The organism is Celeribacter marinus (assembly GCF_965656515.1).
Classification (GTDB): domain Bacteria; phylum Pseudomonadota; class Alphaproteobacteria; order Rhodobacterales; family Rhodobacteraceae; genus Celeribacter; species Celeribacter marinus_D.
The window spans coordinates 306-25036 of record NZ_CBFHKW010000032.1; the positions used below are offsets into that span (position 1 = coordinate 306).

Annotated in this window: 30 protein-coding genes and 1 pseudogene; 15 read left to right on the forward strand and 16 right to left on the reverse strand. The window is 55.7% G+C overall.

Annotation, left to right across the window (positions count from 1 at the left end):
* On the reverse strand, window positions 1-158 hold a 158-nt coding region (locus tag ACTG34_RS08580), incomplete at its 3' end, for a GDP-mannose 4,6-dehydratase (protein ID WP_439104560.1).
* Between the two features lie 10 nt (window positions 159-168).
* Window positions 169-519 carry a MarR family EPS-associated transcriptional regulator gene (locus tag ACTG34_RS08585; protein ID WP_439104533.1) on the reverse strand — a complete coding sequence of 117 codons (351 nt, stop codon included), beginning with the start codon at window positions 517-519 and terminating at the stop codon, window positions 169-171.
* 231 nt (window positions 520-750) lie between these two features.
* Between ACTG34_RS08585 and nusG the strand changes: the two genes are divergently transcribed.
* Complete coding sequence (gene nusG, locus ACTG34_RS08590; protein ID WP_439104534.1) at window positions 751-1269, forward strand: transcription termination/antitermination protein NusG; 519 nt, start codon at window positions 751-753, stop codon at window positions 1267-1269.
* On the opposite strand, the gene ACTG34_RS08595 is transcribed toward nusG, so the two are convergent.
* Together ACTG34_RS08595 and ACTG34_RS08600 are read right to left on the reverse strand one after the other, a co-directional pair.
* A complete protein-coding gene (locus ACTG34_RS08595; protein WP_439104535.1) occupies window positions 1266-1580 on the reverse strand; it encodes a hypothetical protein in 315 nt (104 codons plus the stop codon). The genes nusG and ACTG34_RS08595 overlap by 4 nt on opposite strands.
* Window positions 1581-1584: 4 nt before the next feature.
* On the reverse strand, window positions 1585-1920 hold the full coding sequence (locus ACTG34_RS08600; protein WP_439104536.1) for a helix-turn-helix domain-containing protein: 336 nt from the start codon (window positions 1918-1920) through the stop codon (window positions 1585-1587).
* Window positions 1921-2150: 230 nt separating this feature from the next.
* Between ACTG34_RS08600 and ACTG34_RS08605 the strand changes: the two genes are divergently transcribed.
* The 5 genes from ACTG34_RS08605 (at window position 2151) to ACTG34_RS08625 (ending at window position 5620) form a co-directional block, all read left to right on the forward strand.
* Window positions 2151-2498 carry a hypothetical protein gene (locus ACTG34_RS08605; protein WP_439104537.1) on the forward strand — a complete coding sequence of 116 codons (348 nt, stop codon included), beginning with the start codon at window positions 2151-2153 and terminating at the stop codon, window positions 2496-2498.
* Window positions 2499-2551: 53 nt separating this feature from the next.
* Complete coding sequence (locus tag ACTG34_RS08610) at window positions 2552-3421, forward strand: tyrosine-type recombinase/integrase (RefSeq protein ID WP_439104538.1); 870 nt, start codon at window positions 2552-2554, stop codon at window positions 3419-3421.
* Window positions 3422-3595: 174 nt separating this feature from the next.
* Window positions 3596-4378 carry a DeoR/GlpR family DNA-binding transcription regulator gene (locus ACTG34_RS08615; RefSeq protein ID WP_439104539.1) on the forward strand — a complete coding sequence of 261 codons (783 nt, stop codon included), beginning with the start codon at window positions 3596-3598 and terminating at the stop codon, window positions 4376-4378.
* Window positions 4375-5142, forward strand: coding sequence for a triose-phosphate isomerase (locus ACTG34_RS08620; RefSeq protein ID WP_439104540.1), 768 nt, complete (start codon window positions 4375-4377; stop codon window positions 5140-5142). The genes ACTG34_RS08615 and ACTG34_RS08620 overlap by 4 nt, the downstream gene beginning before the upstream one ends.
* A 28-nt stretch (window positions 5143-5170) precedes the next feature.
* Window positions 5171-5620 (forward strand): RpiB/LacA/LacB family sugar-phosphate isomerase, encoded by a 450-nt coding sequence (locus tag ACTG34_RS08625; protein WP_062218384.1) that lies wholly within the window; start codon window positions 5171-5173, stop codon window positions 5618-5620.
* Between the two features lie 48 nt (window positions 5621-5668).
* Here ACTG34_RS08625 and ACTG34_RS08630 read toward each other — a convergent pair whose 3' ends face one another.
* Window positions 5669-6367, reverse strand: a complete 699-nt coding sequence (locus tag ACTG34_RS08630) for a winged helix-turn-helix domain-containing protein (protein WP_439104541.1) — start codon at window positions 6365-6367, stop codon at window positions 5669-5671.
* Window positions 6336-6641 (reverse strand): hypothetical protein, encoded by a 306-nt coding sequence (locus ACTG34_RS08635; RefSeq protein ID WP_439104542.1) that lies wholly within the window; start codon window positions 6639-6641, stop codon window positions 6336-6338. Before ACTG34_RS08635 ends, ACTG34_RS08630 begins: the two co-directional genes overlap by 32 nt.
* Window positions 6642-6805: 164 nt before the next feature.
* Between ACTG34_RS08635 and ACTG34_RS08640 the strand changes: the two genes are divergently transcribed.
* The 3 genes from ACTG34_RS08640 (at window position 6806) to ACTG34_RS08650 (ending at window position 9257) form a co-directional block, all read left to right on the forward strand.
* Window positions 6806-7300, forward strand: coding sequence for a hypothetical protein (locus tag ACTG34_RS08640; protein ID WP_439104543.1), 495 nt, complete (start codon window positions 6806-6808; stop codon window positions 7298-7300).
* A 103-nt stretch (window positions 7301-7403) separates the two neighbouring features.
* Window positions 7404-8030 (forward strand): ribonuclease HII, encoded by a 627-nt coding sequence (locus tag ACTG34_RS08645; RefSeq protein WP_439104544.1) that lies wholly within the window; start codon window positions 7404-7406, stop codon window positions 8028-8030.
* A 126-nt stretch (window positions 8031-8156) separates the two neighbouring features.
* Window positions 8157-9257, forward strand: a complete 1101-nt coding sequence (locus ACTG34_RS08650; protein ID WP_439104545.1) for a site-specific DNA-methyltransferase — start codon at window positions 8157-8159, stop codon at window positions 9255-9257.
* 201 nt (window positions 9258-9458) lie between these two features.
* Here the strand turns inward: ACTG34_RS08650 and ACTG34_RS08655 are convergent, their stop codons facing one another.
* A complete protein-coding gene (locus tag ACTG34_RS08655; protein WP_439104546.1) occupies window positions 9459-10589 on the reverse strand; it encodes an alkane 1-monooxygenase in 1131 nt (376 codons plus the stop codon).
* 52 nt (window positions 10590-10641) lie between these two features.
* Window positions 10642-11700 (reverse strand): A/G-specific adenine glycosylase, encoded by a 1059-nt coding sequence (gene mutY / locus ACTG34_RS08660; protein WP_439104547.1) that lies wholly within the window; start codon window positions 11698-11700, stop codon window positions 10642-10644.
* A gap of 117 nt (window positions 11701-11817) precedes the next feature.
* Between mutY and ACTG34_RS08665 the strand changes: the two genes are divergently transcribed.
* Window positions 11818-12357 (forward strand): DUF721 domain-containing protein, encoded by a 540-nt coding sequence (locus ACTG34_RS08665; RefSeq protein WP_439104548.1) that lies wholly within the window; start codon window positions 11818-11820, stop codon window positions 12355-12357.
* Window positions 12354-12995, forward strand: coding sequence for a DsbA family protein (locus ACTG34_RS08670; RefSeq protein WP_439104549.1), 642 nt, complete (start codon window positions 12354-12356; stop codon window positions 12993-12995). The genes ACTG34_RS08665 and ACTG34_RS08670 overlap by 4 nt, the downstream gene beginning before the upstream one ends.
* A 3-nt stretch (window positions 12996-12998) precedes the next feature.
* Here the strand turns inward: ACTG34_RS08670 and lpxK are convergent, their stop codons facing one another.
* Genes lpxK through ACTG34_RS08685 form a run of 3 tightly spaced genes read right to left on the reverse strand, consistent with a single transcriptional unit; the run spans window position 12999 to window position 15534 of the window.
* Window positions 12999-13991: a tetraacyldisaccharide 4'-kinase gene (gene lpxK, locus ACTG34_RS08675; protein WP_439104550.1), complete on the reverse strand. Its 993-nt coding sequence runs from the start codon at window positions 13989-13991 to the stop codon at window positions 12999-13001.
* Window positions 13988-15277, reverse strand: coding sequence for a 3-deoxy-D-manno-octulosonic acid transferase (locus ACTG34_RS08680; RefSeq protein ID WP_439104551.1), 1290 nt, complete (start codon window positions 15275-15277; stop codon window positions 13988-13990). Before ACTG34_RS08680 ends, lpxK begins: the two co-directional genes overlap by 4 nt.
* Window positions 15278-15288: 11 nt before the next feature.
* Complete coding sequence (locus ACTG34_RS08685) at window positions 15289-15534, reverse strand: DUF4170 domain-containing protein (RefSeq protein ID WP_062218393.1); 246 nt, start codon at window positions 15532-15534, stop codon at window positions 15289-15291.
* A gap of 174 nt (window positions 15535-15708) precedes the next feature.
* Between ACTG34_RS08685 and ACTG34_RS08690 the strand changes: the two genes are divergently transcribed.
* Together ACTG34_RS08690 and ACTG34_RS08695 are read left to right on the forward strand one after the other, a co-directional pair.
* Window positions 15709-16515 carry an HAD-IIB family hydrolase gene (locus tag ACTG34_RS08690; RefSeq protein WP_439104552.1) on the forward strand — a complete coding sequence of 269 codons (807 nt, stop codon included), beginning with the start codon at window positions 15709-15711 and terminating at the stop codon, window positions 16513-16515.
* A gap of 3 nt (window positions 16516-16518) precedes the next feature.
* A complete protein-coding gene (locus ACTG34_RS08695; protein ID WP_439104553.1) occupies window positions 16519-17739 on the forward strand; it encodes a glycosyl transferase in 1221 nt (406 codons plus the stop codon).
* Here ACTG34_RS08695 and ACTG34_RS08700 read toward each other — a convergent pair.
* From ACTG34_RS08700 to ACTG34_RS08710, 3 genes are all read right to left on the reverse strand, one after another.
* Window positions 17736-18518 carry a 3'(2'),5'-bisphosphate nucleotidase CysQ gene (locus ACTG34_RS08700; protein ID WP_439104554.1) on the reverse strand — a complete coding sequence of 261 codons (783 nt, stop codon included), beginning with the start codon at window positions 18516-18518 and terminating at the stop codon, window positions 17736-17738. The two genes, ACTG34_RS08695 and ACTG34_RS08700, sit on opposite strands and share 4 nt — an antisense overlap.
* Entirely contained in the window at window positions 18505-19851 is a 1347-nt protein-coding gene (locus tag ACTG34_RS08705; RefSeq protein ID WP_439104555.1) for a TldD/PmbA family protein, read from the reverse strand. Before ACTG34_RS08705 ends, ACTG34_RS08700 begins: the two co-directional genes overlap by 14 nt.
* 100 nt (window positions 19852-19951) lie before the next feature.
* Window positions 19952-21475, reverse strand: a complete 1524-nt coding sequence (locus ACTG34_RS08710; protein WP_439104556.1) for a DUF2125 domain-containing protein — start codon at window positions 21473-21475, stop codon at window positions 19952-19954.
* A gap of 157 nt (window positions 21476-21632) precedes the next feature.
* On the opposite strand from ACTG34_RS08710, the gene ACTG34_RS08715 reads away from it, so the two are divergent.
* Both ACTG34_RS08715 and ACTG34_RS08720 read left to right on the forward strand, forming a co-directional pair.
* A complete protein-coding gene (locus tag ACTG34_RS08715; RefSeq protein ID WP_439104557.1) occupies window positions 21633-22250 on the forward strand; it encodes an enoyl-CoA hydratase/isomerase family protein in 618 nt (205 codons plus the stop codon).
* A complete protein-coding gene (locus ACTG34_RS08720; RefSeq protein WP_439104558.1) occupies window positions 22243-23439 on the forward strand; it encodes an NAD(P)/FAD-dependent oxidoreductase in 1197 nt (398 codons plus the stop codon). Before ACTG34_RS08715 ends, ACTG34_RS08720 begins: the two co-directional genes overlap by 8 nt.
* On the opposite strand, the gene holA is transcribed toward ACTG34_RS08720, so the two are convergent.
* Together holA and ACTG34_RS08730 are read right to left on the reverse strand one after the other, a co-directional pair.
* Window positions 23405-24430 carry a DNA polymerase III subunit delta gene (gene holA, locus ACTG34_RS08725; RefSeq protein ID WP_439104559.1) on the reverse strand — a complete coding sequence of 342 codons (1026 nt, stop codon included), beginning with the start codon at window positions 24428-24430 and terminating at the stop codon, window positions 23405-23407. The genes ACTG34_RS08720 and holA overlap by 35 nt on opposite strands.
* Window positions 24427-24731 (reverse strand): annotated as a pseudogene (locus tag ACTG34_RS08730) (LPS assembly lipoprotein LptE); the annotation flags it as partial. The pseudogene ACTG34_RS08730 and the gene holA, both read right to left, overlap by 4 nt.

Sequence of the window (24731 nt, forward strand, 5' to 3'; positions counted from 1 at the left end):
AGGAGCATCTGATGGCGGCGCTTCTTGAGGTTCACATCGTAGTAGTCGGTCATGGCGTCAAAACCATGAACTTGGAAACCCTCAGCGATCAGAAGCTTTGCAAGGTGGAAGCCAATGAACCCAGCGGTTCCGGTGACTAAAACTTTTCTTTGCGTCACGTATTTGTCCTCAATCTTGATCTATTGCGTTATCGGGAAGCTCTAAACAAAGAGCCTCAATCTCTTCCCTAAGAGCTTCATACTCAGCCACCTTCCGCGCCAAGAATGACCTTGTCAGCGCGGCGCGTTTTGCGATCCCCTTCGGCGTCAGCACATACGCATACCGCCGTTTGTCCTTCGCCGACGTGAAGTTTCCCAATTTCACGAGCCCTTTGTCGACGAGCGCGTTGAGCACGTAGTTCATCCGACCAACACTCACACCCACGGCTTTTGCCAAATCGCGTTGCGACATTTCAGGGTTTTCCTGAAGCAATCGCAGGATGCGGAAGTGCATATCTTCTTGAAGTCGGGAGCGTGTCATATGGTTGGGATCTTTGCAGGCTACCGCACTAGAGCTGCCTGTACGGCGCTCCGTGAAAGATTAGCTAGCGTGACGAATAGATATTCCATCGTTCAAATTTGAGCAGTAGCGAAAGGCTAATTAATAGGCAACCGTAAAAGTCGCGGTTTAGGACTAAGGTGCAATATCGTCGATGTTGCAAATGTTCGAAATTGAACGATATATGGTATCGTAATTGTTAAGGGGTGTGGAATGACCAAGAATGGCGTTGATAACGAAGCGAGCTGGTTTTTGGCTCAGTTGAAGCCGAATAGCGCGCAAATTGCAAAGCGCAATCTCGAACTGCAGGGGTTTGAGACGTTTCTCCCTATTGAGGAAACCACACAGCAGCGGTCTGGCAGGTTTATGACCGCGCGTCGTCCCCTCTTTCCTGGCTATATTTTTGTTGCGTTCAATGCCGTGCAGGGGTGTTGGCGGGCTATCAATTCAACCCAAGGCATTACGCGGCTCGTTAGCTTTGGTCCCGCGCCCGCGCCAGTGCCGGGCGGACTGGTGGATGGGTTAAAGGCGCGGTGCGACTGTATGGGCAAACTGGTCACAGCGTCCGCTCTCGCGACAGGGGACGCCGTGACGTTTACCAAAGGCCCGTTCTCCGATTTCGTCGGAGAGGTCGAGAAAATCGACGCTGATCGCCGTGTTTGGGTCTTGATGGATCTCATGGGCGGACAGACGCGCGTGAAGGCAGAAGAGGCGCAGTTGCGGGCGGTTTAGTGCGCCCCTTCGCTGCCCTGTGCCACCTTTGCCAACCTCATTGACATAAAGCCGAGCGTCATCACCGCGCCAGACAGGATAAGGAGTAGGAGGCCTGACACTGCCGTTCCGAGGATCTGGAGCGCGTCGATCCAAGTGTAGGTTTGGCCTGTTTCGGCAAGTATGCTGAGGCGCACAAAGCCCGCGCTGTAGAGCAAGACTGTCGCGACGAAGAGCGTGGTAATTGGCTGCATAGGAGTGATCACTTGGCGGCGCACGCGGTCCAGAGTTGCGCGTCTAATCTGCTGCCATTTTTTGCTTGGTTTGTTCACACTCTTACTCCCTTACCAATTCAATCCATGTGTGCACGTCGTCGTCGGAGACTTCGCGTCCTTCGACGTGCGACTGATACCAACGCGCGACGATCGCGCCGCGTTTTTCGCTTTTGATTTTTATGCCTTCTGATGTGAGGTGCTGATCGAGCTCGGTTTCGATGCGCTTTAGGGCTTCGAAGTCATGGCCCGCGCGGATCGCTTTCGTTCCTAAAAGCACCCAGGCGATATCAATTTCAAAGCTGTCCCCAAGTGCAACCAAAGCTTCAACGGGTAGCCCGCGTTGGCCTTTTTCATAGCTATGATAAGCACGATGAGACACACCGATAGCTTCGGCCATGGCCGCTTGTGTTAGGCCTAGAAATCGCTAAGCGTGCCCCCATAGCTACGAACACACTTCTAGAATCTCGTGCCATTCATGTTTCCCATTGACTTGAGCGACATTTTGATCAAAATTGCACAAAATGACGCATTTTTGCGTTCCAATCCATCTGATCACGTCAGATGGTGCTGGACAAGCGATTCCATGCGGAATGCGGATCTAGGTTTAACGAGGAAAGGCGGTTCACAATGGTTGAAGTCGAAGCACCAGAAGGCTCCCAGATCCTTGCATTGGGCAAGACGCCGACGCAGTGGGTTGAGGTCATGGCGGGCATGGGCATTGATGTGTCCGAGCGCACGCTGCGTGAGCGCGCCAATGCCACGGGGGCCTTTTATCGTCTCGGGCGCACCATGCTCATCACGCCGGCGCAGATCGATACCATTTTTGAGCGAGGTCCGTCATGCCACTCGAAATCTACAAACGTGGGAACTATTTCTGGGCGAAAGGTTGGGTCGAATACAACGGCAGGCCAATCGCCGGTCCATACCGGCGCAGCACTAAGGCATCTACAGAAGCAGGCGCACGGGACTGGATAACGCGCGAGACCGAGTTTCAAATCCGTCGGTATCTCATTGGCGACGAGGTCAATATGACCTTCGCGGACGCGATCATGCTCTACAAGGCATCGCCAGTCGCCGCGAAACAACTGATCCCCATCGTTGAAGAGATCGGACATCTGTCCTTGGGTGCAATTACTGGTGCGCGGCTCAAAAGCCTTGGCCCCAAGTTAAAGCCGAAGGCTTGCACAGATACGTGGTGGCGCGAGATTGTGACGCCCGCGCGCGCGGTGATCAATAACGCGCATGAACTGGAGGGCACGCCGCTCATTCGCGTGAAGGCTTACGACAAGTTTGAACGGATTGCGCAGGACAAGTTTCGAGGCAAGCCAAGTCGTGTCGAACGCATGCCGTCGGATAAGAACTGGGTGGAGGCATTTTGTGCTGCCGCTGATCCTTACAATGCGGCTTTGTTGCGGTTCATGTTCGAGACTGCCGCCCGTATCGATCAGGCGACCTCGCTTGAACCAGATGATCTGCGGCCCGCCGAAAACCAAGTGCGGCTCAAAGCGCAGAAGGGGCATCCCGATGAGTGGATCACTGTCTCCCCACAGATGATGCAGGAAATGTGTGCGCTTAGGCCCAAGCAGCCGAAGAACCGCAAGACTGGAAAGTTCATGAAAGCGCGGGTGTTTGGGTATGGCAGCCCAACTGGATACTCTGGCCGCTGGCGGACAATCTGCAAACGCGCGGGCATTCCCTATCTCTCTGCGCACCGCGCGGGGAGGCATGGGTTCTTTACCGAACTGGTGGTGCGTCAGGGGATTGATCCCGTGACCGCAGCCAAAGCGGGCCGTTGGTCAGACCCGAATTTGCCGATGCGGATCTACGCCCACGCCGAGACGGACGAGGCCGATGTACGGGCGCTATTTAGAACGCGTACGGTACAAAATGACCACTAAAATGCATTCAACTATTTGAAAAGAAACAAGGACAAGTGCAATGACACATACCCTCCTAAGGGGTGTGGTGTGCGACTGCGTGGGAAAGTAGGGCCATGTCAGACAAAATAACAAAAATAATGTTAGATAAAACAATAATTGTGTGACATTAGATATCTCAAATGGGGGTATGCAATGAAACGAGACGAACGCAGGCAGGATATTCTGGATCTCTTGGTGCGCGATGGTGCCGTCGATCTTGATGCGCTGGCGGTCCGGTTCGGCGTGTCGAAAATGACCATCCACCGCGATCTCGATGACTTGGAAAGTGCGGGCGTACTTCGCAAAATCCGCGGTGGTGCCACGATCGAGGCGGGGACTCAATTCGAGAGCGACTTTAGGTTTCGCACCCAACTGGGCGGCTCCGCAAAGGCCGCGATGGCTGAGGCCGCGTTGACCCTAATCGAGCCTGGGATGAGCGTTATCATCAATGACGGGTCGATGGCGGCGGTGCTTGGGGCGCGTCTCGTGGAAAAGCGCCCTTTGACAGTGTTGACCAATAATGCCGCCGTTCTTGACGCTCTCAAAGGTCAGACTGGGATCACATTGGTGGCGCTTGGCGGGACGTATTCGGCCAAATTCAACGCCTATTTCGGCATGGTGACGGAGGCTGCATTGGCATCGTTGCGGGCCGATCTGGCGTTTGTATCGTCGCCGGCTGTTTCGGGTACAGATGTGTTTCACATGGACGCGGACGTCATACGGACCAAACGCGCCATGATGGGGGCGGCGACCAAAACCTGTTTGCTCGTCAACCAAAGCCGTTTTGGCCATACCGCCCTGCACAAACTCGCGGACCTGTCTGCGTTCGATACGATTATCACAAACGGCGCGCCTGATGCGGACAGCCGTGCCGCCCTTGATGCGGCGGGACTGACGCTGACGATTGCTCAACAACATATGGATGACGTGACATGACACAGCCAGACTTTTGGATCGGCACAAGTTGGAAGATGAACAAAACGCTCGCACAGGCGCAGGTGTTTGCGGCGGGTCTTGTCGATGCGGAGCCTACATCGGATGCGCGCATTCAGCGCTTTGTCATTCCCTCCTTCACAACGGCGCGTGAGGTTGCGCAGGTTTTGAAGGACACCTCGGTAAAGGTCGGTGCGCAAAACATGCATTGGGCGGATGCGGGCGCATGGACGGGTGAAATCTCGCCAGTGATGCTCAAAGATTGCGGACTTGATATTGTCGAGCTGGGCCATTCCGAGCGGCGCACGCATTTTGGCGAGACTGACGAAACCGTTGGATTGAAAACACAGGCCGCGGTGCGTCATGGGCTTACTCCGCTCATTTGTATTGGTGAGACATTGCTTGAGCGTGAAGCGGGGCGTGCCCAAGAGGTCTTGGAGGCCCAAGTGCGCGGCGCGCTCGCCAAATTGGATGCGTCACAACGATCGGCTGAAATCCTATTTGCCTATGAACCTGTTTGGGCGATTGGCGAAAACGGTATTCCCGCAAGCTCACAATATGCGGACGCACGACAGGCCGAAATCATCGACGTGGCACGTGACGTTTTGGGACGCAAGGTGCCCTGTCTTTATGGTGGATCGGTGAACCCGCAAAATTGCGAAGACTTGATATCATGCCCGCATATCGACGGCCTGTTTATTGGCCGCTCGGCGTGGGACGTCGCGGGCTATCTCGACATTCTGACCAAGTGCGCGGCCAAAATCTAAATCCCAAGTGATCAAAAAGGAAAGACCCATGAAATTAGCAATTGCCGGTGATACCGCAGGTGTAGGCCTTGCCACTGTTCTCGTCACCCATTTGTCGGACACCTACGATGTCGTCGATATGTCCCAAACGCCAGAGGACGGTTTTTACGCCAACATGTCCGATCGCGTGGCATCCGCCGTGATCGCGGGTGATGTCGATCGTGCAATCTTGGTCTGTGGCACGGGGATTGGTGTCTGTTTGAGCGCAAACAAGGTTCCGGGTATTCGCGCGGCACAATGTCATGACACCTATTCGGCGGGCAAAGCGGCAACATCCAATAACGCCCAAATCATTACGATGGGCGCGCGCGTCATTGGCGCCGAATTGGCCAAATCTATTGCTGAGGCCTATCTGGCGGCATCGTTTGACGCGGGCGGCGCATCTGCAACCAATGTGGCGGCCATCGACGCGCTGGACGTAAAATATAGCAAGGGCTAGCGGGACGTTTGAAACACTGGCGCGGCTTAGCGCGCGCCGGTGTCAGCCCTAGAGCATTTTGATCACGTCTTTTGAGACCGATAATATATAGCCTTTGCGGGCGACATTCTTGACCAACATTTCGCTGACCATTTGATTTCCCAATGTGTCGCGCAGTCGTTTGATGCGTGTCGCGCCGGCCGCTTCGTCGCAATCCGCGGACAGTCGCCCCGAAATCAAGGCCTCGATCTCTGCCCCGGAAAGCATGTCACCATCGAGGCGCGCTTCGGCCAGAACCGACATCGTTTCCATTGCTGCGGGCGTCAGTTGAAACGCCATATCGTTGAGGTACACGGCGTTTTCGCTACGTGAAATGTGCAGGCTGGACACCTGAAGGCCCGCCCGTTCAATCTCACTCATGCGGCGGTTCATGGCGACGATGGTCACCAAAAACACCAAAGCCGCGACGAGCAACGCCGTGGCAAAAATCAATAACACGAACATCACCATGCGGTAACTTGCGAGTGTGTCCGAAAAGGCCGTGCCGGATTGCGCAAGGATTTCCAGAAACTTGATCTGCGCGCCAGTCGTCAAATCGTTTTCGACAAATATCCGCTCGACACGCGCGTTAAACGCGTTCGCGTCTGGCAGGTTGGCAAAGAGAAACGCAGCTGTTGCCAATAGGATGAGGACAATGGCGGCCACACCAAATGCCACAATCCGTCCGGATCGCGCGCTACTTGTATTTGAGGAAAAACGCGCCAGCACTGTCTTTCAAAGCCTCCAACTCGGTCTCGTCAACCATTGCGTCAATCGTCAAAAGAATCCAGCCGTCATTGGCAAGCCGCGGCGCGAGAACCTGCGCTGCACCTGCCATTGTACACGCGTTATCAGGCACCTGTGCAACGCCAAAATGTAGCCTGAGAGGATCCTCTTGCTTGGCTTTATAGGTGGCAAAACACGCGGCGCTTGCCAGCGATGGCAAAAGCACGAGCAACGCTGTGGCCAGTCCCGTTCGGGTGGTATGATGAATGTATGTCATGCGCCCAACCATGATCAAAGGCCGCGTGCTATTCAATATCAAAGCCCCTTTGCGTGACTGATATCCGATATCACGCCCCTGATATTGAGCGACTTTGAGAGTTTTGCGCATCGTTGTTTCATCGCCGACAATTCGTATCGGCCCATCACACAAAGGATGACCAGATGAAACATACCAAATTCACCGCCGGCCTCATGGCGCTTTCACTATCCGTGTCCGCCTTCGCCGCACCTGCGCGTGCAAGCGATGAGGATGTCGCCCGCGCTATCGGTGGCTTGATGACATTGTTTGTCGTCGGCAAATTGATCGACGAGGCTGGAAAGTCAAAGCCTGCAAAAACGCAAGCGACCCCACGGCGGTCCGATACGCTATCGCGGCACGACATCGGTCGTCGCGCCAACGCGCCGCGCGTAAAGCCCGTAAAACGCGCTTCGCATTTTGATATTCCCGCGCAATGTATTGTGACGGTGGATCGCCGTCATGGCCCAGACACGTCAATCGCGATGGAACGGTGTCTCGATAAAAACCGCCGCTCAAGTGCGCCACTTCCCAACCGCTGTGAGACGAATGTGCATACTCGCAAAGGTACGGTCGGCGGCTATGATATGAGTTGTCTAAACAAATTCGGTTACGAGGTTGCCGCCAAATCACGCCGCTGACATCCATTCATTGTGCGCGCTGGGCGAAAGGGACACACATCCCTTTCGCCCTTTTTGATCTATGTTGCTTGCCAACCGCGCGGTGATGCGGTTTCACCTCCATATGGTAAAAACAGCTCCCGACTATTCATTCGAAACAGATGCAACCGCACGCGGCTACTCTCGTATCGTGGGTGTCGACGAAGTGGGGCGAGGCCCTCTGGCTGGTCCCGTCACGGCGTGCGCGGTGTGGCTCGATCCAAATCGCATCCCCGATGGCCTTAATGATTCCAAAGCACTGACCGAAAAACGCCGTCTCATGCTCTATGAGCAAATCCTGGAGGTGGCCGATGTCTCTATCGCGTCATGTTCCGTTGAAGAGATCGACGAGATCAACATTTTACAGGCATCTTTGCGCGCGATGGAGCGGGCCGTAGCGGGGCTGGGTGTCGCGGCCGATTACGTTCTTGTGGACGGCAATAAGATTCCCAAGGCGTTCGGCGTCAATGCCGAGGCAATTGTGAAAGGCGATGCGCGCTCCGTGTCGATTTCTGCCGCATCAATAGTTGCAAAAACATGGCGCGATAGTTTGATGGTGGATTTAGCGCAACAGCACCCGGGATATGGGTGGGAAAAGAACGCCGGATATGGGACAAAATTGCATCTAGATGGGCTGCGAAATCTTGGGGTGACCCCTCACCATAGACGTTCGTTCAAGCCAGTACACAACATCTTGTATCAAGATAAATAACTAAGTGACTGATTCAAAAAAGAAATTGACCGCGAATCATCTTTGACTCATCTTAGGCCTCATAAAACGACGTCGAAAACGGCGCGGTAACGATGCTCCAATAAGGGGCACGACATGAGGCAGAGTATGACGACGAAAACACGTGAGGCAGCCACAGAGCTGCCGCTAAACCAGATCCTTGGTGGCGATTGCATCGAGATTATGAACAGCCTTCCCGAAGGATCTGTCGACCTGATCTTTGCAGATCCCCCGTATAACCTACAGCTGCGCGGTGATCTTCACCGCCCTGACAATTCCAAAGTTGACGCCGTTGACGACGATTGGGATCAGTTCGATAGCTTTAAGGTCTATGACAACTTTACCCGCGATTGGCTTGCCGCCGCGCGCCGTGTCCTCAAACCGAACGGTGCGATTTGGGCGATTGGCTCATATCACAACGTGTACCGCATGGGCGCCGAGCTTCAAAACCAAGGCTTCTGGATTCTCAATGATGTTGTGTGGCGCAAATCGAATCCGATGCCGAACTTTCGGGGCAAACGATTCACCAATGCCCATGAGACAATTATCTGGGCGTCCAAAAACGAAGCCGCGAAATACACGTTCAACTATGAGGCGCTCAAGTCGTTGAATGAGGGCATTCAGATGCGCTCAGATTGGGTCTTGCCGATTTGTAACGGTGGCGAACGTCTAAAAAATGAAGACGGCGAAAAAGCGCACCCAACGCAAAAGCCCGAAAGCTTGCTGCACCGTATTCTGGTTGGCACGACCAATCCCGGCGATGTGGTGCTTGATCCGTTCTTTGGCACGGGCACAACCGGCGCCGTGGCCAAAATGCTAGGCCGCGAGTTCATCGGAATCGAGCGCGAAGCCAAATACCGCGAAGTTGCTCAAAAACGCATCGACGCCGTTCGCAAGTTCGATAAAGACGCGTTGCGCGTCTCCACGTCCAAGCGCGCCGAACCGCGTGTGCCGTTCGGCCAGTTGGTCGAGCGCGGCATGTTGCGTCCGGGTGAGGAGCTGTCCTCCCTGAACGGTCGTCGCACGGCAAAGGTACGCGCAGATGGAACTCTTGTGTCCAATGATGTCAAAGGGTCCATTCATCAGGTCGGCGCACATCTTGAGGGCGCGCCCTCGTGCAATGGCTGGACGTATTGGACGTTCAAACGGGATGGAAAACAGGTTCCGATTGATGTGCTTCGTCAACAAATCCGCGCGGAGATGAACTAGGCACCGCGCCCCAAATCACAGCATTGGCATCCGCCCTCTTGCCCGACGAAAGTCCGACGATGGTCCGACGAAAGTCCGACAGGCTTTTTGCGGGTGCCATGCCCCAATCTCAATAATCGAATACCGCCTGATGCTTGTGGTCTGACTTCCGCAGCATCCGACTTATGCCCCGCCTTTATGGCGGGGCTTTTTTGTGAAACACTAAAGAGGTGGAAGTGGGTTGCGACCATTTTTATAGTCATCCCAATCCTCAATATCGGGATAATACTGTGCCCGCCATGCCCGTACTTTGCGGTTCATTACGCGGCGCCACAGCGAGGGAACCACGGCAATAAACCCCATGACCGTGTAGCCATACGGCAGTTGCGGCGCGTCCGATTCATCGTAGTTTTGCAACAGCGGAAAACGGCGATCTGGCTTGTAGTGATGGTCCGAGTGACGCTGTAAATTGATCAGCAACCAATTGGTCGCCATATGCGCGGCGTTCCAGCTATGATGGGGTTTGACGTGCTCGTATTTGCCATCCCCGAGGTGGCGGCGCGTGAGCCCGTAGTGTTCGATATAGTTGGTCAATTCCAATTGCCAAATAGCTACAAGTGCTTGCCACACAAAGAGAAATAGACCCACAGTGCCCCCCAGTAGAACGGCGAGTATCAGCATCATGAGTTGCAATGTCCAATAGCGGAAATGTGGATTGCGCGGATGCCAGACGGTCAAGCCGCGTCGCGCAAGCATGGCTTTTTCCGCGTCCCATGCCGAGCGCGGACATTCGCGCAAAACTCGAAAGAAATAGTGGTGAAACCCCTCGTTATAAAGCGCGGTCACCGCATCGCGGCGTGTGCCAACATGGGTATGGTGCACCAGCAAATGTTCGGTACGAAAATGCGAGTACAAAACAGAGGACAGCAACAGATCGCCAAGCCATCGTTCCGTCGTATTGCGTTGGTGCAAAAGCTCGTGAGCGTAGACAATACCAATGCTCCCCGACGACACGCCCAAGCCAAAAAACAGGACAATCGTGGCCAACGTCGATAAGTGATCGGTGTGGGTTACAAAGTAGATCAATCCAAAGATATTTACGAATTGAACGGGAAACCAAACCAGCGTCACGAGCCGATACCAAAACAACTCTTTATCCGGCGTTTCTGGATCAGGATTATCACGGTTCAAGCCAAATAGAGCGTCCAACGCGGCAAAGAGGTGCCATGCGTACAGTGGTACTAAAACGGTCCACCATCCACCTTTGAGCGCGCCGATCCACAACAGTGGGACGATGCCAAGAGAGAGCCAAAACGGCACCGCGTTTCTGGTGGAAATTTTTGCCATATTCATATCAACACCTCTTAACTATGCACGCCACGCGACCTGACGTTCATCCTACGGCTCAACTGTCAATCGTTGTGCGGGCAAGGTCAAATGCCTTTCGCATGAGCGTTGGTAAATCGGAGGGGCGAAACTCCGCATTGGGCAGCAAAACCGCACCCTCCGGTGCCGCCGCGGGCAACGCCGTATGCACCTGAAGAATAAGGTGGAAATGCGTAAATGTATGACGCACTTCGCCGATAGCATGCCAATTTGCAGTGAACGGTGGGCTGGCGTTGGGGGCCTCATTCCAATCCGATGTCGGCCATCCGAGCATTCCCCCTAACAAGCCTTTCTCGGGCCGCTTTTCCAGAATCCACTCATCCGCTATTGTGCGTGAGACGTAGACATGCCCAAGGCGAACGGGTTTGGGTTTTTTAGGGTCTTTCCTAGGCAACTCTGCCGCGATCCCCGCCGCGAGGGCACGGCATTCGCGGTTCAGCGGACAAATCCCGCAGGCCGGTGATTTCGGCGTGCAAACAGTTGCACCGAGGTCCATGACCGCCTGCGCATAGTCTCCCGCCCGCAATTGGGGCGTAAGGCTTTGCGCCAATGTCATCAATTCGGGTTTGGATTTTGGCAACGGCATTTCAACCAAAAACAGTCGCGACATGACGCGCTCGACATTGCCGTCAAGGACCGTTTCGGGCGCGTCAAAGGCGATCGCGGACACGGCCGATGCGGTGTATGGCCCAATCCCGGGTAGGGTCAAAAGCGTTGCGTGATCATGCGGAAACACACCATCATAATCAGTGACGACAGCACGTGCGCATTTTAGGAGATTGCGCGCCCGCGCGTAGTATCCAAGTCCCGCCCACTCTGCCATGACCGCATCATCTGGTGCTGCAGCTAGATCTTGGACCGTGGGCCATAGCGCGGTAAAGCGTTCGAAATAGGCTTTGACGGCGGCCACGGTTGTTTGTTGCAACATGATCTCGGAGAGCCAAACACGGTAGGGATCAGGTGCGCGGCCTTGGGCGCGATCACAGGGCGCAACGCGCCACGGCAAAACCCGCGCATTGGCGTCATACCACGTCAAAAGCGTTTGTGCGGTTTGCATACATTTCAGGTCGTCACGCATTGTTTAGCATCTGTCATTGGCTTTCTACTGGTGCAGGGCGTCTGGACCACTACAATAGGGCGTGCGGCCAAAGAGGCCAGATGAAGACTCGGAAAATACGGAGACTTGGAAAACACGATGGCCGTGACACCGGAGAAAAAAATAGCACGTAGGCGAAAAGGGTTCGAGATCACCTCGGGTCTTTTGCAGGCGCGCATCCGGTCGGCCACCGAAACGCGTGGGTTTTCCGAAACGCGGCTATTGACCCATTGGCCGGAAGTGGTCGGCGAACAGACCGCCGCAATGGCGCGCCCGATCAAGGTATCGTATGCCAAGGGCGCATTTGGCGCGACACTCACACTTTTGACCACCGGCGCGTTTGCGCCCATGCTTCAGGCGGATTTGCCAAAAATCCGTGACCGTGTGAATTCTGTTTACGGGTTTAACGCCATCAACCGAATTCACATCACACAGACCGCGCCAACGGGTTTTACCGAGGGCCGCGTTCAATTTGAAACAGCGAAAAAAGAGACAAAACCCGCCCTTGATCCTGCTTTGGTTCATGAGGCGCATGAGATATCGACGGGCGTCAATGACGAGGGCTTGCGTGCTGCGCTAGATCGTCTTGGGGCTAACGTTCTAACCAAAAACGCCAACCAATCAAAGGTGGACCCATGAACAGACGCACATTCCTTTCAACAACTGCACTTGCCGCGACCGGATTTGTCGCAAGCTTTGCATTGCCAAGTTTTGCCCAAGAAGCCGATGCAGTCGAACCCGTGACTGTCGTGGTTCCTGATCTGACGATTGGCGATGATACTGCGCCAATCGAAATCATCGAATATGCGTCCTACACCTGTCCACATTGTGCAACTTTCCACGATTCCGTATTTAAGGCGCTGAAGGCGGATTACATTGACACGGGCAAAGTGAAATTCACCTATCGCGAAGTCTATTTTGACAAGTTTGGCCTATGGGCGTCGATGGTGGCGCGTTGTGGTGGGTCGATGCGGTATTTTGGTATCCAGACTTTGTTGTATGAACAGCAGTCCGAGTGGATTGCAGGCGGAAAAGATGCGATGCAAATCGTTGAGAACCTGCGCAAAATCGGGAAAACCGCGGGTCTGAGCGACACCGATCTCGATGCGTGCATGAACAACGGTGAAATGGCGCAGGCGATGTATGAAAAAGCCACCAAAGAGGCCGAAGCAGACGACATTAGCTCGACGCCAAGCCTTGTGATTGATGGCGTCAAACATTCCAATATGTCCTATGCCGATCTCAAGAAAATTCTTGATGAAAAGCTGGCGGAATAAATTCTAGTCTAAACCCAGTTGAGCGAGTTTTGCGTCGATAACTGACCAATCCTCGCTCATCAGGCGCACGGGTAGGGTAATGACCTTTTGGCGAAAGGCGCGGGGCAATCGCACCGCGTCTTTTTCCGTTGTAACCATCTGTGCGCCCAAGGCGAGAGCTTCGATTTCAAGGCGGGTCATCAATTGCATGGAGAGAGGCTGATGATCGTTCAACGCCTCTGCGCGACGCAAATGCGCACCGAGCCCCCTCAATGTCGCAAAGAACTTTTCAGGATGGCCGATTCCAGCAAAAGCCAGAACGGGCTGATCCGTCCAGTCGAACCCTGTTTGTAACGGTGCAAGGCTGGCACGAACGCGCGGTACGATCAGGGTGCCGCCCCATAGACCTGAAAACCGATCTTGAGCTGCGGCGTCCCCGATGGACACCACGGCATCTGCGCGCATCAACCCGCGTTCGATAGGTTCGCGCAGTGGCCCCGCCGGAATAACCCGACCGTTTCCAAATCCGCGATGGGCATCTACGACAACGAATGTGGCGTCCTTTTGGACGCTACCGTTTTGCATTCCGTCATCGAGCAAGATAACATCTGCGCCATCTTTCTCAGCCATGCGCACACCGTCCGCTCGGTCTTTGGCGACCCATGTCGGTGTGAACGCGGCAATCAAAAGAGGCTCGTCGCCCACTTGATCCGCGGTGTGGCTGCGCTCGTTGACGCGAACAGGGCCGTGGAGTGATCCACCGTAGCCGCGAGACACAACATGCACCGATTTTCCGCGTTCGATGAGACGTTGAACGAGGGCGATGACGGTCGGTGTCTTGCCTGTGCCGCCCGCGTTTATGTTGCCGACACAAATGACAGGAACGCTGGATTTGTAGCCTGTTTTGGCAACGCGTCTCGCGGTCTGACTGGCATAGATCGCGCCAAGCGGAGTTAATATGTGCGCCATAAAACCAGGGTGTTGTGCAGAATTAGACCAGAATTTGGGCTCTCTCATCCGTCAATCGCCTCACGTATATCAAGCAGATCGTGTAACAGGTCTGCCGTGCGTGTCGAGACTTCTGCGCCTGATGACATGACAATCCACGCCGCATTGGCCGCAATCGCGGCGGCGTCAGGCGCCAGAAGCACGCGCACGGCTTCGCTCAAATCTGTGTCACAGCGCACCAATCGCGCCGCACCCACAGCCGCCAGTCGCGCGTAGGCGCCGGCGTGATGTGAGACGTGCGGCCCGTGAATGATAGCCGAACCATAGCCCGCGGCATCATTCGGGGATAGTCCGCCACTTTGCGTTAGCGAGGATCCCAAAAACGATGTTGGTGCGGCGCGGTACCATAATGCATTTTCGTCAATATCGGGATCAGCGATGAGGACCTGCACCTCTTCGGTTACAGGAGCCAAGTCACAGCGTTGCGCGAGGCGCAAACCCGTCGCGGCCGCCTGTCGTTCAAACGCGGCTTGTGCATCCGCGTCCTTGAATGTCGCGATCAACAAAAGCCGATGTGCGCGGCGCATCACAGTCGCATGTGCTTTCAACACATCTGCGACTTCGCCGGCTGCGAGTTGGGCTGCAAACCATGTGGGTCGCGTACCTATCTCGCGCGACAGATCGGAGAACCCGTGTTCTTCGAAGCGATGCGATAGTGCGCCCTCTTCGAGTGGGCCGATGACCTCAACACTTTGTTGATTTGCACCCATGCGTTGCCACGTTGCGGCGTCACTTTGGTTGGCGGCAATGACGTGATCGAATTGCGACAGCGTAACGGACCGCAGAGCAGGTAGGATAAACCGAGCGTCCAATTCGAACCCACAATCGGGAGCCGCAATTGCAACGGTCGGGATGTGCGCCTCTTGGACGTGCCAAAGGAGTGACGGGCGAAAGCGGTCCCCGACCCACGCCAGAACACTCGGCTTCCAGTGGTCAAGGAACCGGCGGACGACTGTGCTACACTCCTCCGGGAGCGGCATGTGTATGACATTGTCGAGCGGCGCAATATGTGAGGGCAGCGCGTCAGGTGTTGTCAAAAGGCACGTGAGATCCGGTCGATCCTCGCGCAGTGTCTCCAACAAATCTAGTGCGGCTTGCACCGCGTGTGCGCGCGCCACATTGATCCAAATGATCTCACCCGATGGGCGCGGAGGAAGGGTGCGCGCCAATCGGTGGTCACAGCGTTCTTGTGACAGCACGCCAGAGGCCTGAAGTCTTCGCAGCCGTTTTACGGCTTGCGATTCAGAACGTGCAGCCGCTGCAAGATAGGCTCTAAGGGAGGCCGGTTTGGCCATATGGCCTATCCTCAGGTGTCGAGCTCTTCGGTTGAACTTGCCGCTGCTTCTTCGTCGCGCAAACGGTGGAGATGCGCGATAAAGTACCGCATATGGGCGTTGTCAACTGTGCGCTGGGCCTCGGACTTCCACGCGGCATGGGCGGAGTCGTAATCGGGGAAAACGCCAACAACATGGATATCATCCGTATTGCGAAATGTTGTTTTGGTCGGGTCGACCAATTCGCCGCCGAAAACAAGGTGCAGTCGTTGTGTCATGACATCCTCCATCGGGTCAGTGTGTCCGCACCCTATCCGATCCACTTGGACGGTCAAGGCGATGCGCGGCGTGTTGCGGGCCGATTGCCTAAAAACTATGCGCTACGCCTTTTTTGAACGCTAATACGGGTGTGAACTGTTCCTCTTGTGGGTGGTAGGAGGCATTGTGAACCCATGGTTACGCATACGCCTTCTTGCCCGCGGCTCGTTGTTTTTTCCGATCTGGATGGCACGCTCTTAGATCACACGAGTTATGATTGGTCGCCTGCTCAGCCGGCGCTTGATTGCATGTTAGATCTCGGCATCCCGTTGGTGTTGGCCAGCTCAAAGACGGCGTTTGAGATCTACGCGTTGCGCGCAGAAATGGGGTTTTATCACGTTCCCGCCATTGTCGAGAATGGTGCGGGGCTTTTGGGCGCGGGTGAAATCCCAAATGCGGACGCGCAAGACTATACGGCACTTCTCGCGGCACTATCCGACATACCGCTGTCGTTGCGGCGATCATTTCAGGGGTTTTCGCAGTGGTCGGTTGATCAGATTGCACGAGAAACAGGGTTATCTGTTACCGATGCGGCTTTGGCCGCAAAGCGCCAATTCTCTGAACCGGGCCGGTGGGTTGGGGCGCAAGACGGGCTTGATGCATTCATAGCCGCACTGTCCGAGCGCGGAGTTTTCGCGCGGCGCGGGGGTCGGTTTTTAACCCTCTCCTTTGGGGCCACAAAAGCGGATCATATGGCGGACATAGTGTCTAAATGGGCGCCGCCGCCATTATCCCTTGCCCTCGGAGATGCCCCCAACGACACGGATATGATTGCGGCTGCGGACTTTGGCGTGATCATCACGAACCCCGATGCGCCACCGCTTGCGCCGATGGCGGGTGAGGCCACGGGGCGCATCACGCGCAGCACAGATCCGGGGCCGCTCGGATGGAACCACAGCGTGCTGGAACGCATTGAACAAATTTACGACATAAAAAGGTGAGACATGGCTGATTTCCATCAAGGCGGGCACGTGGCCACGCTGCACAACCTGCGCCACAATACAGCAGACGATCTTGCGCGAGAGCTTGATCTCTTTTCATCGACGCGAAAAATCACGCTCATTTTGCCGTCCCTGTTTTCCGAATTAGAGGGGGACGCGCTGCCCGCGATCATTGACGAGCTTAATAAGGTTGGGTTTATCCACCGGATTGTCATTGGCCTCGATCGCGCCGATGAGGCTCAATACAGATATGCGCGCAAATTCTTTGCCAAACTCAAGGCGGAGCATGTTGTGTTGTGGAACGATGGTGCGCGTCTCAAAGCCGTGGATGCGCGCCTGAACGAGTTGGGCCTGTCTCCCGCCGAACCGGGCAAGGGGCGCAATGTCTGGTTTTGTATGGGCTACACGATTGCGCGCGCTGATAGTGCAGTTGTTGCGGTGCATGATTGCGATGTTGTGACCTATTCTGCAGGCATGCTCGCTCGCTTGGTCTATCCGGTGACCAATCCGAATTTTCCCTATCAAATGTCAAAAGGGTTCTATCCGCGCGTGGCAGAGGGCAAACTAAATGGCCGTGTGTCGCGGTTGTTGGTGTCACCAATGTTAGCCGCCTTGCGCAAGGTGCTCGGCCCGCGTGACTACCTCGATTTCCTGTCCGACTTTCGCTACCCGCTTGCGGGTGAGTTTGCGATGCGTACATCGATTTTGCCCGACATGCGTATCCCGTCCGATTGGGGTTTAGAGATCGGGCTTTTGTCCGAAGCATGGCGCAACCTGAGCCCGCGTGCGGTGTGTCAGGTCGAGATTTCCGACCGCTATGATCACAAACACCAAGACCTCAGTGAAGAGGATGCAAACCAAGGCCTATCGCGCATGTCGGTGGATATCTGTAAGGCGCTCTATCGTAAGCTGGCAGCGGACGGAACTGTGTTTTCCGAAGAGATCTTTCGCTCGATTAAGGCCACGTACTACCGTGATGGCTTGGACCTGATCGAGACCTATTTTAACGATGCGCGCATGAACGGACTGCATGTGGACCGCCATGTCGAAGAGCGCGCTGTTGAACTATTTGCGTCAAATATTATGCGCGCAGGTCAGGTGTTTTTGGAAAACCCGATGGAGACGCCCTTCATTCCTAACTGGAGTAGGGTCCATGCGGCAGACCCTGACATTGTCGCCAATTTGGTGCACGCGGTCTCACAAGACATGGCTGAGTTTGTCTAGGTCGGCTTGAGACGCTCAACGATGGCCCTCGACAGCGCGGCACTTCCCGCGACGAGACCATTGGTGGCGGGATGCGGTTGATTGAAAACGGGACGTTGGCCTGCGCGGTCTAGAACCACGCCACCGGCCTCTTCCATGATCAATGAGCCGGCTGCAACGTCCCACTCCCATGTCGGGCGTAAAGTGATCATCGCATCGTAGCGTCCTTGGGCAACAAGGGCGAGACGGTAGGCAAGAGACGGGCGGAATTTATGCACAAATGCGGGCGGGCCATCTTGCCAATGCTCGGCATCCAGAACGCCCTTTTTGACCAGAACACTGGCACCGTTTAGCTCTTCGCCGCCGCTCACATGGATAGGATCCCCGTTGAGCGTTGCGCCGCCCCCCGTGGTGGCGGCAAAGAGGCGGTCGCGCAGAGGTAGGTAGACGACAGCGGCGACAACCTCACCGCGTTCAACAATGGCGAGTGAGTGCGCCCAATTTGTATCGCCTTGGATAAAGCTCCGCGTCCCGTCAATCGGGTCGACGATGACCACGCGATCTTTGCCCAAGCGCTCGGCGGTGTCCGCAGTTTCCTCCGACAACCAACCATAGGTTGGGCGCGCGGTTGCAAAGCGGTCGAACAGGTGGCGGTCCACAGCCAGATCGGCCTCTGTGACCGGACCCGCTCCGTCCCCTTTGTCCCATACCTCAGGGTTGGATTTCCAATACGGTGTTGCAATCCGTCCAGCCTCCAAGGCGGCGTCGATCAAAAGCGAAAGATCATCAGTCTCCGGCAAGGGTCATCCCCTCGACCAAGAGCGATGGGACCACCGTGCTCAAGTGTGTGCGAGCATCGTTTGCGGGGATGAGTGAGCCAAGCATTTCGCGTAGATTCCCTGCAATCGTGCATTCGTTTACAGCGTATGCGATTTCGCCGTTTTCCACCCAAAAACCTGCGGCGCCACGCGAATAATCGCCCGTTGTGGGATTGATCGTTGAACCGATCATGGACGTGACAAGCAGGCCTGTTCCCATCTCGGCAATCAAGTCCTCTCGACTTTTGTCGCCTTGGGTGAGCGCGACATTGGACAGGGATGGGGAGGGTGGAGACGACACGCCACGCGCCGCATTTGCGGTGCTGTCCATCCCCAATTTGCGTGCGGATGCCAGATCAAGTGTCCAACCCATAAGGCGACCGTTCTCGACAATGGTGCGCTCTTTGGTTGGTAGTCCTTCGCCATCAAACAGGCGCGAAGCCGTGACGCGTTTGCGGTGGGGATGCTCGGTGATCGACAAGGAGGCAGGCAGGACAAACTCGCCCAATGCGTCACGCAACCAACTGGACCCGCGCGCAATTGATGCGCCGTTAATCGCGCCGAGCAGATGTCCGATTAGCGACGATGATATGCGTTCATCATACAGCACAGGGTAGCTACCGGTCTTTGGTTTGCGCGCGCCAACGCGCTCGACCGTGCGCCGTCCCGCGAGCATGCCAATATCCTCGGGTGTGGGCAGATCGGTTTGAAAAACCCGCGACTCGCCGCAATAATCGCGTTCCATCGTGGATCCGTCACCGGCGATTGCAACACATGATGTCATCCTGTCCGACCGCATGTAGCTGCCCGAAAAACCGTTGGAGGCAGCGATCTGGATACGGCGACGACCATAGGCCGCCGATGCGGATTGAACTTTCGTGACGCCATCAATGCCAAGGGCCGCCGCCTCTGCGCGCGCAGCATCGTCCTGTAGCTCAGCGGGGCTTGGCTCCTCAGTTGGGTCGAACAGCTCCAACACGCAGGTGTCGCGATCCTGCGCCAATTGGCTGGCATCAGCCAAGCCGATAAAGGGATCTTCAGGGGCCATACGCGCCATGGCCACCGCACGCTCGGCCATGGTTGTCAGAGTCTCCCCACGTGTGTCTGACGCGGAAACGCAGGCCTGACGTTTGCCGATTAAAACGCGCAAGCCAATATCAACGCCCTCTGATCGCTCGGCATGCTCCAAGGCGCCTGCGCGCACGTCGATGGACACAGATGTGCCATCAACCGCCACGACATCGGCGGCCTGTGCGCCTGCACGTTTCGCGGCGTCTAACAACTGTGCTGTTAGTGCTGATAGATCTTGCGCCATGTTGTGTCCTTCGTCTTATTTGGTCTAGGGCTTAAGCCGCGCACCTGCCGCTCACAAGAGAACATAGAGCACAGGCGTAAACTTGGAATGAGCCTAAGCCTTAAAATGGTAGCGGTAGTCCGTTGGCAAGGATTTGTCCGTCTGCCGTACGCTCGATGTGTGAGACCAAGACGCCAACTTCGGGGCCTGGTCGTGCCAACATCCCGAGCATCATTTGGGCCAAGCCGCCAAATTGAGGCGGCGTCAGGCCAATACGTGTAAATGTATCTATAAGATCGGTGATATTGGTCAGTGTAATGTCGATGCTACCGATCAAATCAGGCAGGCCCATTTGTGCGATGCCATCAGAATTTGCCGTCAACGCGCCTGTGGCGTCGATCTTTGCCCCTGCGAAAGACACGAAAAACGTCTCAAGGTTCAGGCTCGAAAGCTTGGTCATGGTGCTCGATACGATGGATGTCGGATCGGTGGGGGTGAGGGCGTCCAGAACCAAGGCGTCTCCGGTCAACTGAATGGTGACAGTTGCGGGGTCTCTCGCAAGTTCTCCGAGCGGGTCAAACATGGCCCAAAGGGACGCGGACATGCCGACATCTTCGAGTGAGAGGCCCAGTTCAAATGGTTGTGGCTCATCTCTTTGTGTTAGCGGGACGGACATCGTCACGCCCGAGTTGGCAATGGAAATTTGCGCATCCTTTACAGGAACGGACGGGCCGGACAACATGGCCGTGAAATCTGTGCTTTTTGCTTCATAAGATGCCACGCCGTCCACGGCCGACATATCGACCCATGACTGGCCCACAGTGCCAGAGAGGGTCGACGCGGATGGCCGGTCACCATCCGCAAACTGAGCCTCGAACACGCCTGTTTCAAACGATTGTGCAAACCGCGCGGAGAGGGCGGACAGCGCAGCGCTCCAATCCGTTGTACTTGCGTCACGTGGTCCCTCGTAGTCGCCTTCGCTCGCGTAGCCAGACAGCGACGCGCTCAGCTGCATTTGCGACCCTTCGTCACCGGGTTGGTTCATCTGGTAGCTATAGCTATCCGCGGCGATATTGAACTGACCCTTTACAGTAGTCGCACCCTTTTGAGAGGACAGCGCGCCCGAGACATTGGACACGGTTGTTTCATTGGTCTGTGCCAAGGCGAGATCATCGGAGCCAGAGATTTCGGTCAACATCTCAAAGTCGGCACCATCAAGTGCGTAGATCATCGCATCAGGGTCGCCTGTTACGATAATTTCGCCGCTCAGAGTTGCGCTGGTTGTGACGTCGGCGCGAAATGTGTTTTCGCCAAGCTCTTGGAGTTTTGAGCCTGTGATGCGGCTGATGACGGGGGAGACAAACACCATTTTGACCGACCCGTTGCCCAAATTTACGAGGTCTATTTGCTCTATCTTTGTGGTGTGTGACAGGCCCCCAGTGCCCGCGTCACTAGATCGAAACGTAACATTGCGCGCGACAAGTGTGCTTCCATCGCGTTCTAAATCGGCCGTTACGGATTGGTCAAACAGTTTGATCGTGGCCAAGGCGTCGTTCCACACATCCTCGGGTGTCACATCCGCCAGAACAGGCGCTGCGATTGCGGTGCACAATAGAACCGATGGGATGAGAGTGACGGCGCGCATTCGATTTCTCCTCAGAAAGTTATGCCTAGGGTTTATGTCTTTGCGTGCAGGGTCAAGACTGGAACGCACTTGCAGCACGTTCTAACATGGGCCAATCAGATCGTAAGTGCCGGTTTGGGCGAAACTCAGCTGATCGGGCGGCAAAGGAGACCATTTCATGATCAATGTACATAAAGACGGCGACCTTTGGTATGTGACCCTAAATCGGCCTGAAAAGGCCAACTCGCTGACGCCTGATATGCTTGTGACATTGATCGAAACTGTGGGTGCGGCGCATGGCGTGGCAAAGTGTCTAATTCTCAGCGGTGTTGGAAACGTATTCTCGGCGGGCGCGGATCTAGACGCCGCAAAGGCGGGGCTTGCGACATCGCCACTTTGGGAAGAGCTTTCGACATCTATGGCCGCACTTCCCTGTCTTACAATTGCCGCGTTGAATGGAACACTTGCGGGGGGCGCATTCGGTATGGCGTTGGCCTGTGATCTGCGCATCGCTGTGCCGGAGGCAAAGTTTTTTTATCCCGTGATGACGCTTGGGTATTTGCCGCAGCCGTCTGATCCCAAGCGGCTTGTCGCGCTGATAGGTCCTGCGCGGACCCAAATGCTCCTGATGGCGGGCCAGAAAATTGGTGCAGATGAGGCAGTGTCATGGGGGCTTATCGACCGTGTCGTGGCCCGCGACGACCTGATGTCTGCGGCGTTGGATCTTGGTCGGACCGTATTGGCCGCGCCCGCGTCGCATGTTGCGGGGATCAAAGGGTTGGTGCGGTGTGAATAGGGCCTTTGAGCAATGCGATGCGCTCGTTGTGGGCGCTGGGCCTGCGGGGCTCATGGCCGCCGATGAGATGTCGCGCGCGGGTCTGCGTGTGATCCTGACCGAGGCTAAACCCTCACCTGCGCGCAAGTTTTTGATGGCCGGAAAGTCAGGCCTGAACCTAACCAAAAAAGAGAGCTTAGAGACGTTTGTAGCGGCGTATGATCCGTGTCATCCAACGATGGTTGATGCCTTGCGTGGGTTCGGGCCGCTTGATGTGGTCGCATGGGCGGACGCCCTCGGACAAGAGGTGTTCGCAGGCTCGACCGGCCGCGTGTTTCCAAAGGAAATGAAAGCGTCGCCTCTGCTGCGCGCATGGCTGGCCAAACTCAATTCTCAGGGCGTTGAATTGCGGCGCAACTGGCGTCTTACAGATATCGACGACGGATTCGTATTTTATACGCCTGACGGGGAACGACGCCTCACGCCCAAGGTGACGGTTCTGGCCCTTGGCGGGGCGAGTTGGGCAAGGTTGGGGTCTGATGGGGCGTGGGTCGATATGCTCAAACCAATCGGCAATATCGAACCGTTTCACGCGTCCAACGTGGCGCTCCATATTGCGTGGTCGGATCATATGGCACCGCACTTTGGCGTTGCAGTAAAGAACATCGGTCTGGCCGCAGGGGCGTATACGTCACGCGGCGAAATGGTCATTTCGCACAGTGGCCTTGAGGGTGGGGGGATCTACACCGTGTCGCGGGGTCTGCGTGACGGTGCGCCGCTGGTGGTGGATTTGATGCCAGATTGGGATGACACACGGGTGGCGCAGGCCTTGAACAAACGTAAACCCAAAGAGAGTACAGCAAATTTCTTGCGCAAAACGCTTCGCCTTCCGCCGGAAAAGATTGCGCTGATGATGGAGTTTGCACGACCTTTGCCGACGAACCTCTTGCCCGCACTGAAACGTCTGGAAATCCCAAATGCCAAGCCCGCGCCAATGGACGAGGCGATTTCAACGGCGGGGGGAGTTTCCTTTGACGCGCTAACCCATGATCTTGCGTTTAAAGCGCGACCTACACTCTTTGCTGCCGGTGAGATGCTTGATTGGGATGCACCAACGGGCGGCTATTTGATCACGGGATGTCTGGCCACAGGTTTGGTCGCCGGTCGCGGTGCCGTCAACGCCTTTGCGCGAGCATCGCAAGACGGATAAGCGCGCGTTCCATCACGGCCATCGTCGGGGCGCGTGAGGCGGATCGTAGCGTCAGATCGGTTTCCGTCAAAATTTTGAGTGCATTTTCGAGTTTGAACATGCCCCAATTGTGAGCCTGTCGTGTCATGCGGTCGCGGCGTGGGCCAAAGATCGGTGGGCGTGCGCGTGCAATACCAGATGATGCGCCACCCGGATCTGAGGCGGCGGCATGAAGGGCGCGAAAATGGCGCATCGTGTAGATCGATAGTGCGACCGCATCTATGCCTTGTCCCTCGATCTTTTTGAGGATCGGTCCAAGGTCACCGGTGCGCCCGTCTGCGACCGCGTTCAACACATCATCGACTTCGGTTTCTGTCGTCACTGGCGCGCAGGCTTCGATTTCTGCGCTTGTCAGTTCGGTCTCGTCACCGATTTTGTAGAGCGAAATTTTATCAAGTGTCTGGCGAAAATCCCCGGGATCAAGGACGCGTGCCAACGCCTCTATGTCCGTCATGGCGTGGGTTGAGAGGTGTCTCAAACCTGCTTTGGCCAAGGTTGCTTCGATCTCGGCACGCGATGGCGGGTCTGCATATATCGCCGCGGCATAGGCGCGCGGATGTCCCTCAAATGCCTTGCGCAGTTTGGAGGTCGCTTTCAACGCCCCCGTTGTGACCACGATGTGGGCATCGCCGTCTTGCCAGTCGGTCAGGGCCTCAATGATCGTTGGGCTAAGAAGCTCGGTGACGTCTTCGACAAATGCAACACGCGGTCCGGGGAAAAATCCTTGGCTCTTTATGGCGTCAGATAATAGCGTCTTGTCCTTGCGCAGATCTGCTCCCGACATCCGTGTGAGACGCATTTCTTCTTCGCCTTGCGGTCCGATGAGGGCGGCAATCAGCTCTTGGCGCTTGAGAGCGATTCGCATCGTATCAGGGCCATAAATCAACGTGCCGGCGCGATTGGGGTCGGGTTTTGCAAAATACCCTACGGCGTCACGCGGGGACAGTTTCATTTCTGCGCTCCTGCAACAGCAAGAATTTGTGCCACGGTTTTATCCGCCAATTGCACCATAAGACGATCATAGGCGTCACGTGTCGCTGCCCGCGCGGCAAACGTCGATTCAGATGCTGAGTAGGCGGAAAAGGCTGTCACTTTGCCACTGCTCAGCACATCGCCAGTTGCAATATCGCTTAGCGTATATGTCGCCGTTCCTGCGACATGATAGCGATTGATCTCTTGTGCGCGGGTCAGGCCAATACTGGATTCGCTGGTTTGTAGTGCGTACTCTAGCGAGAAACGCGCGCTGCGTGCGG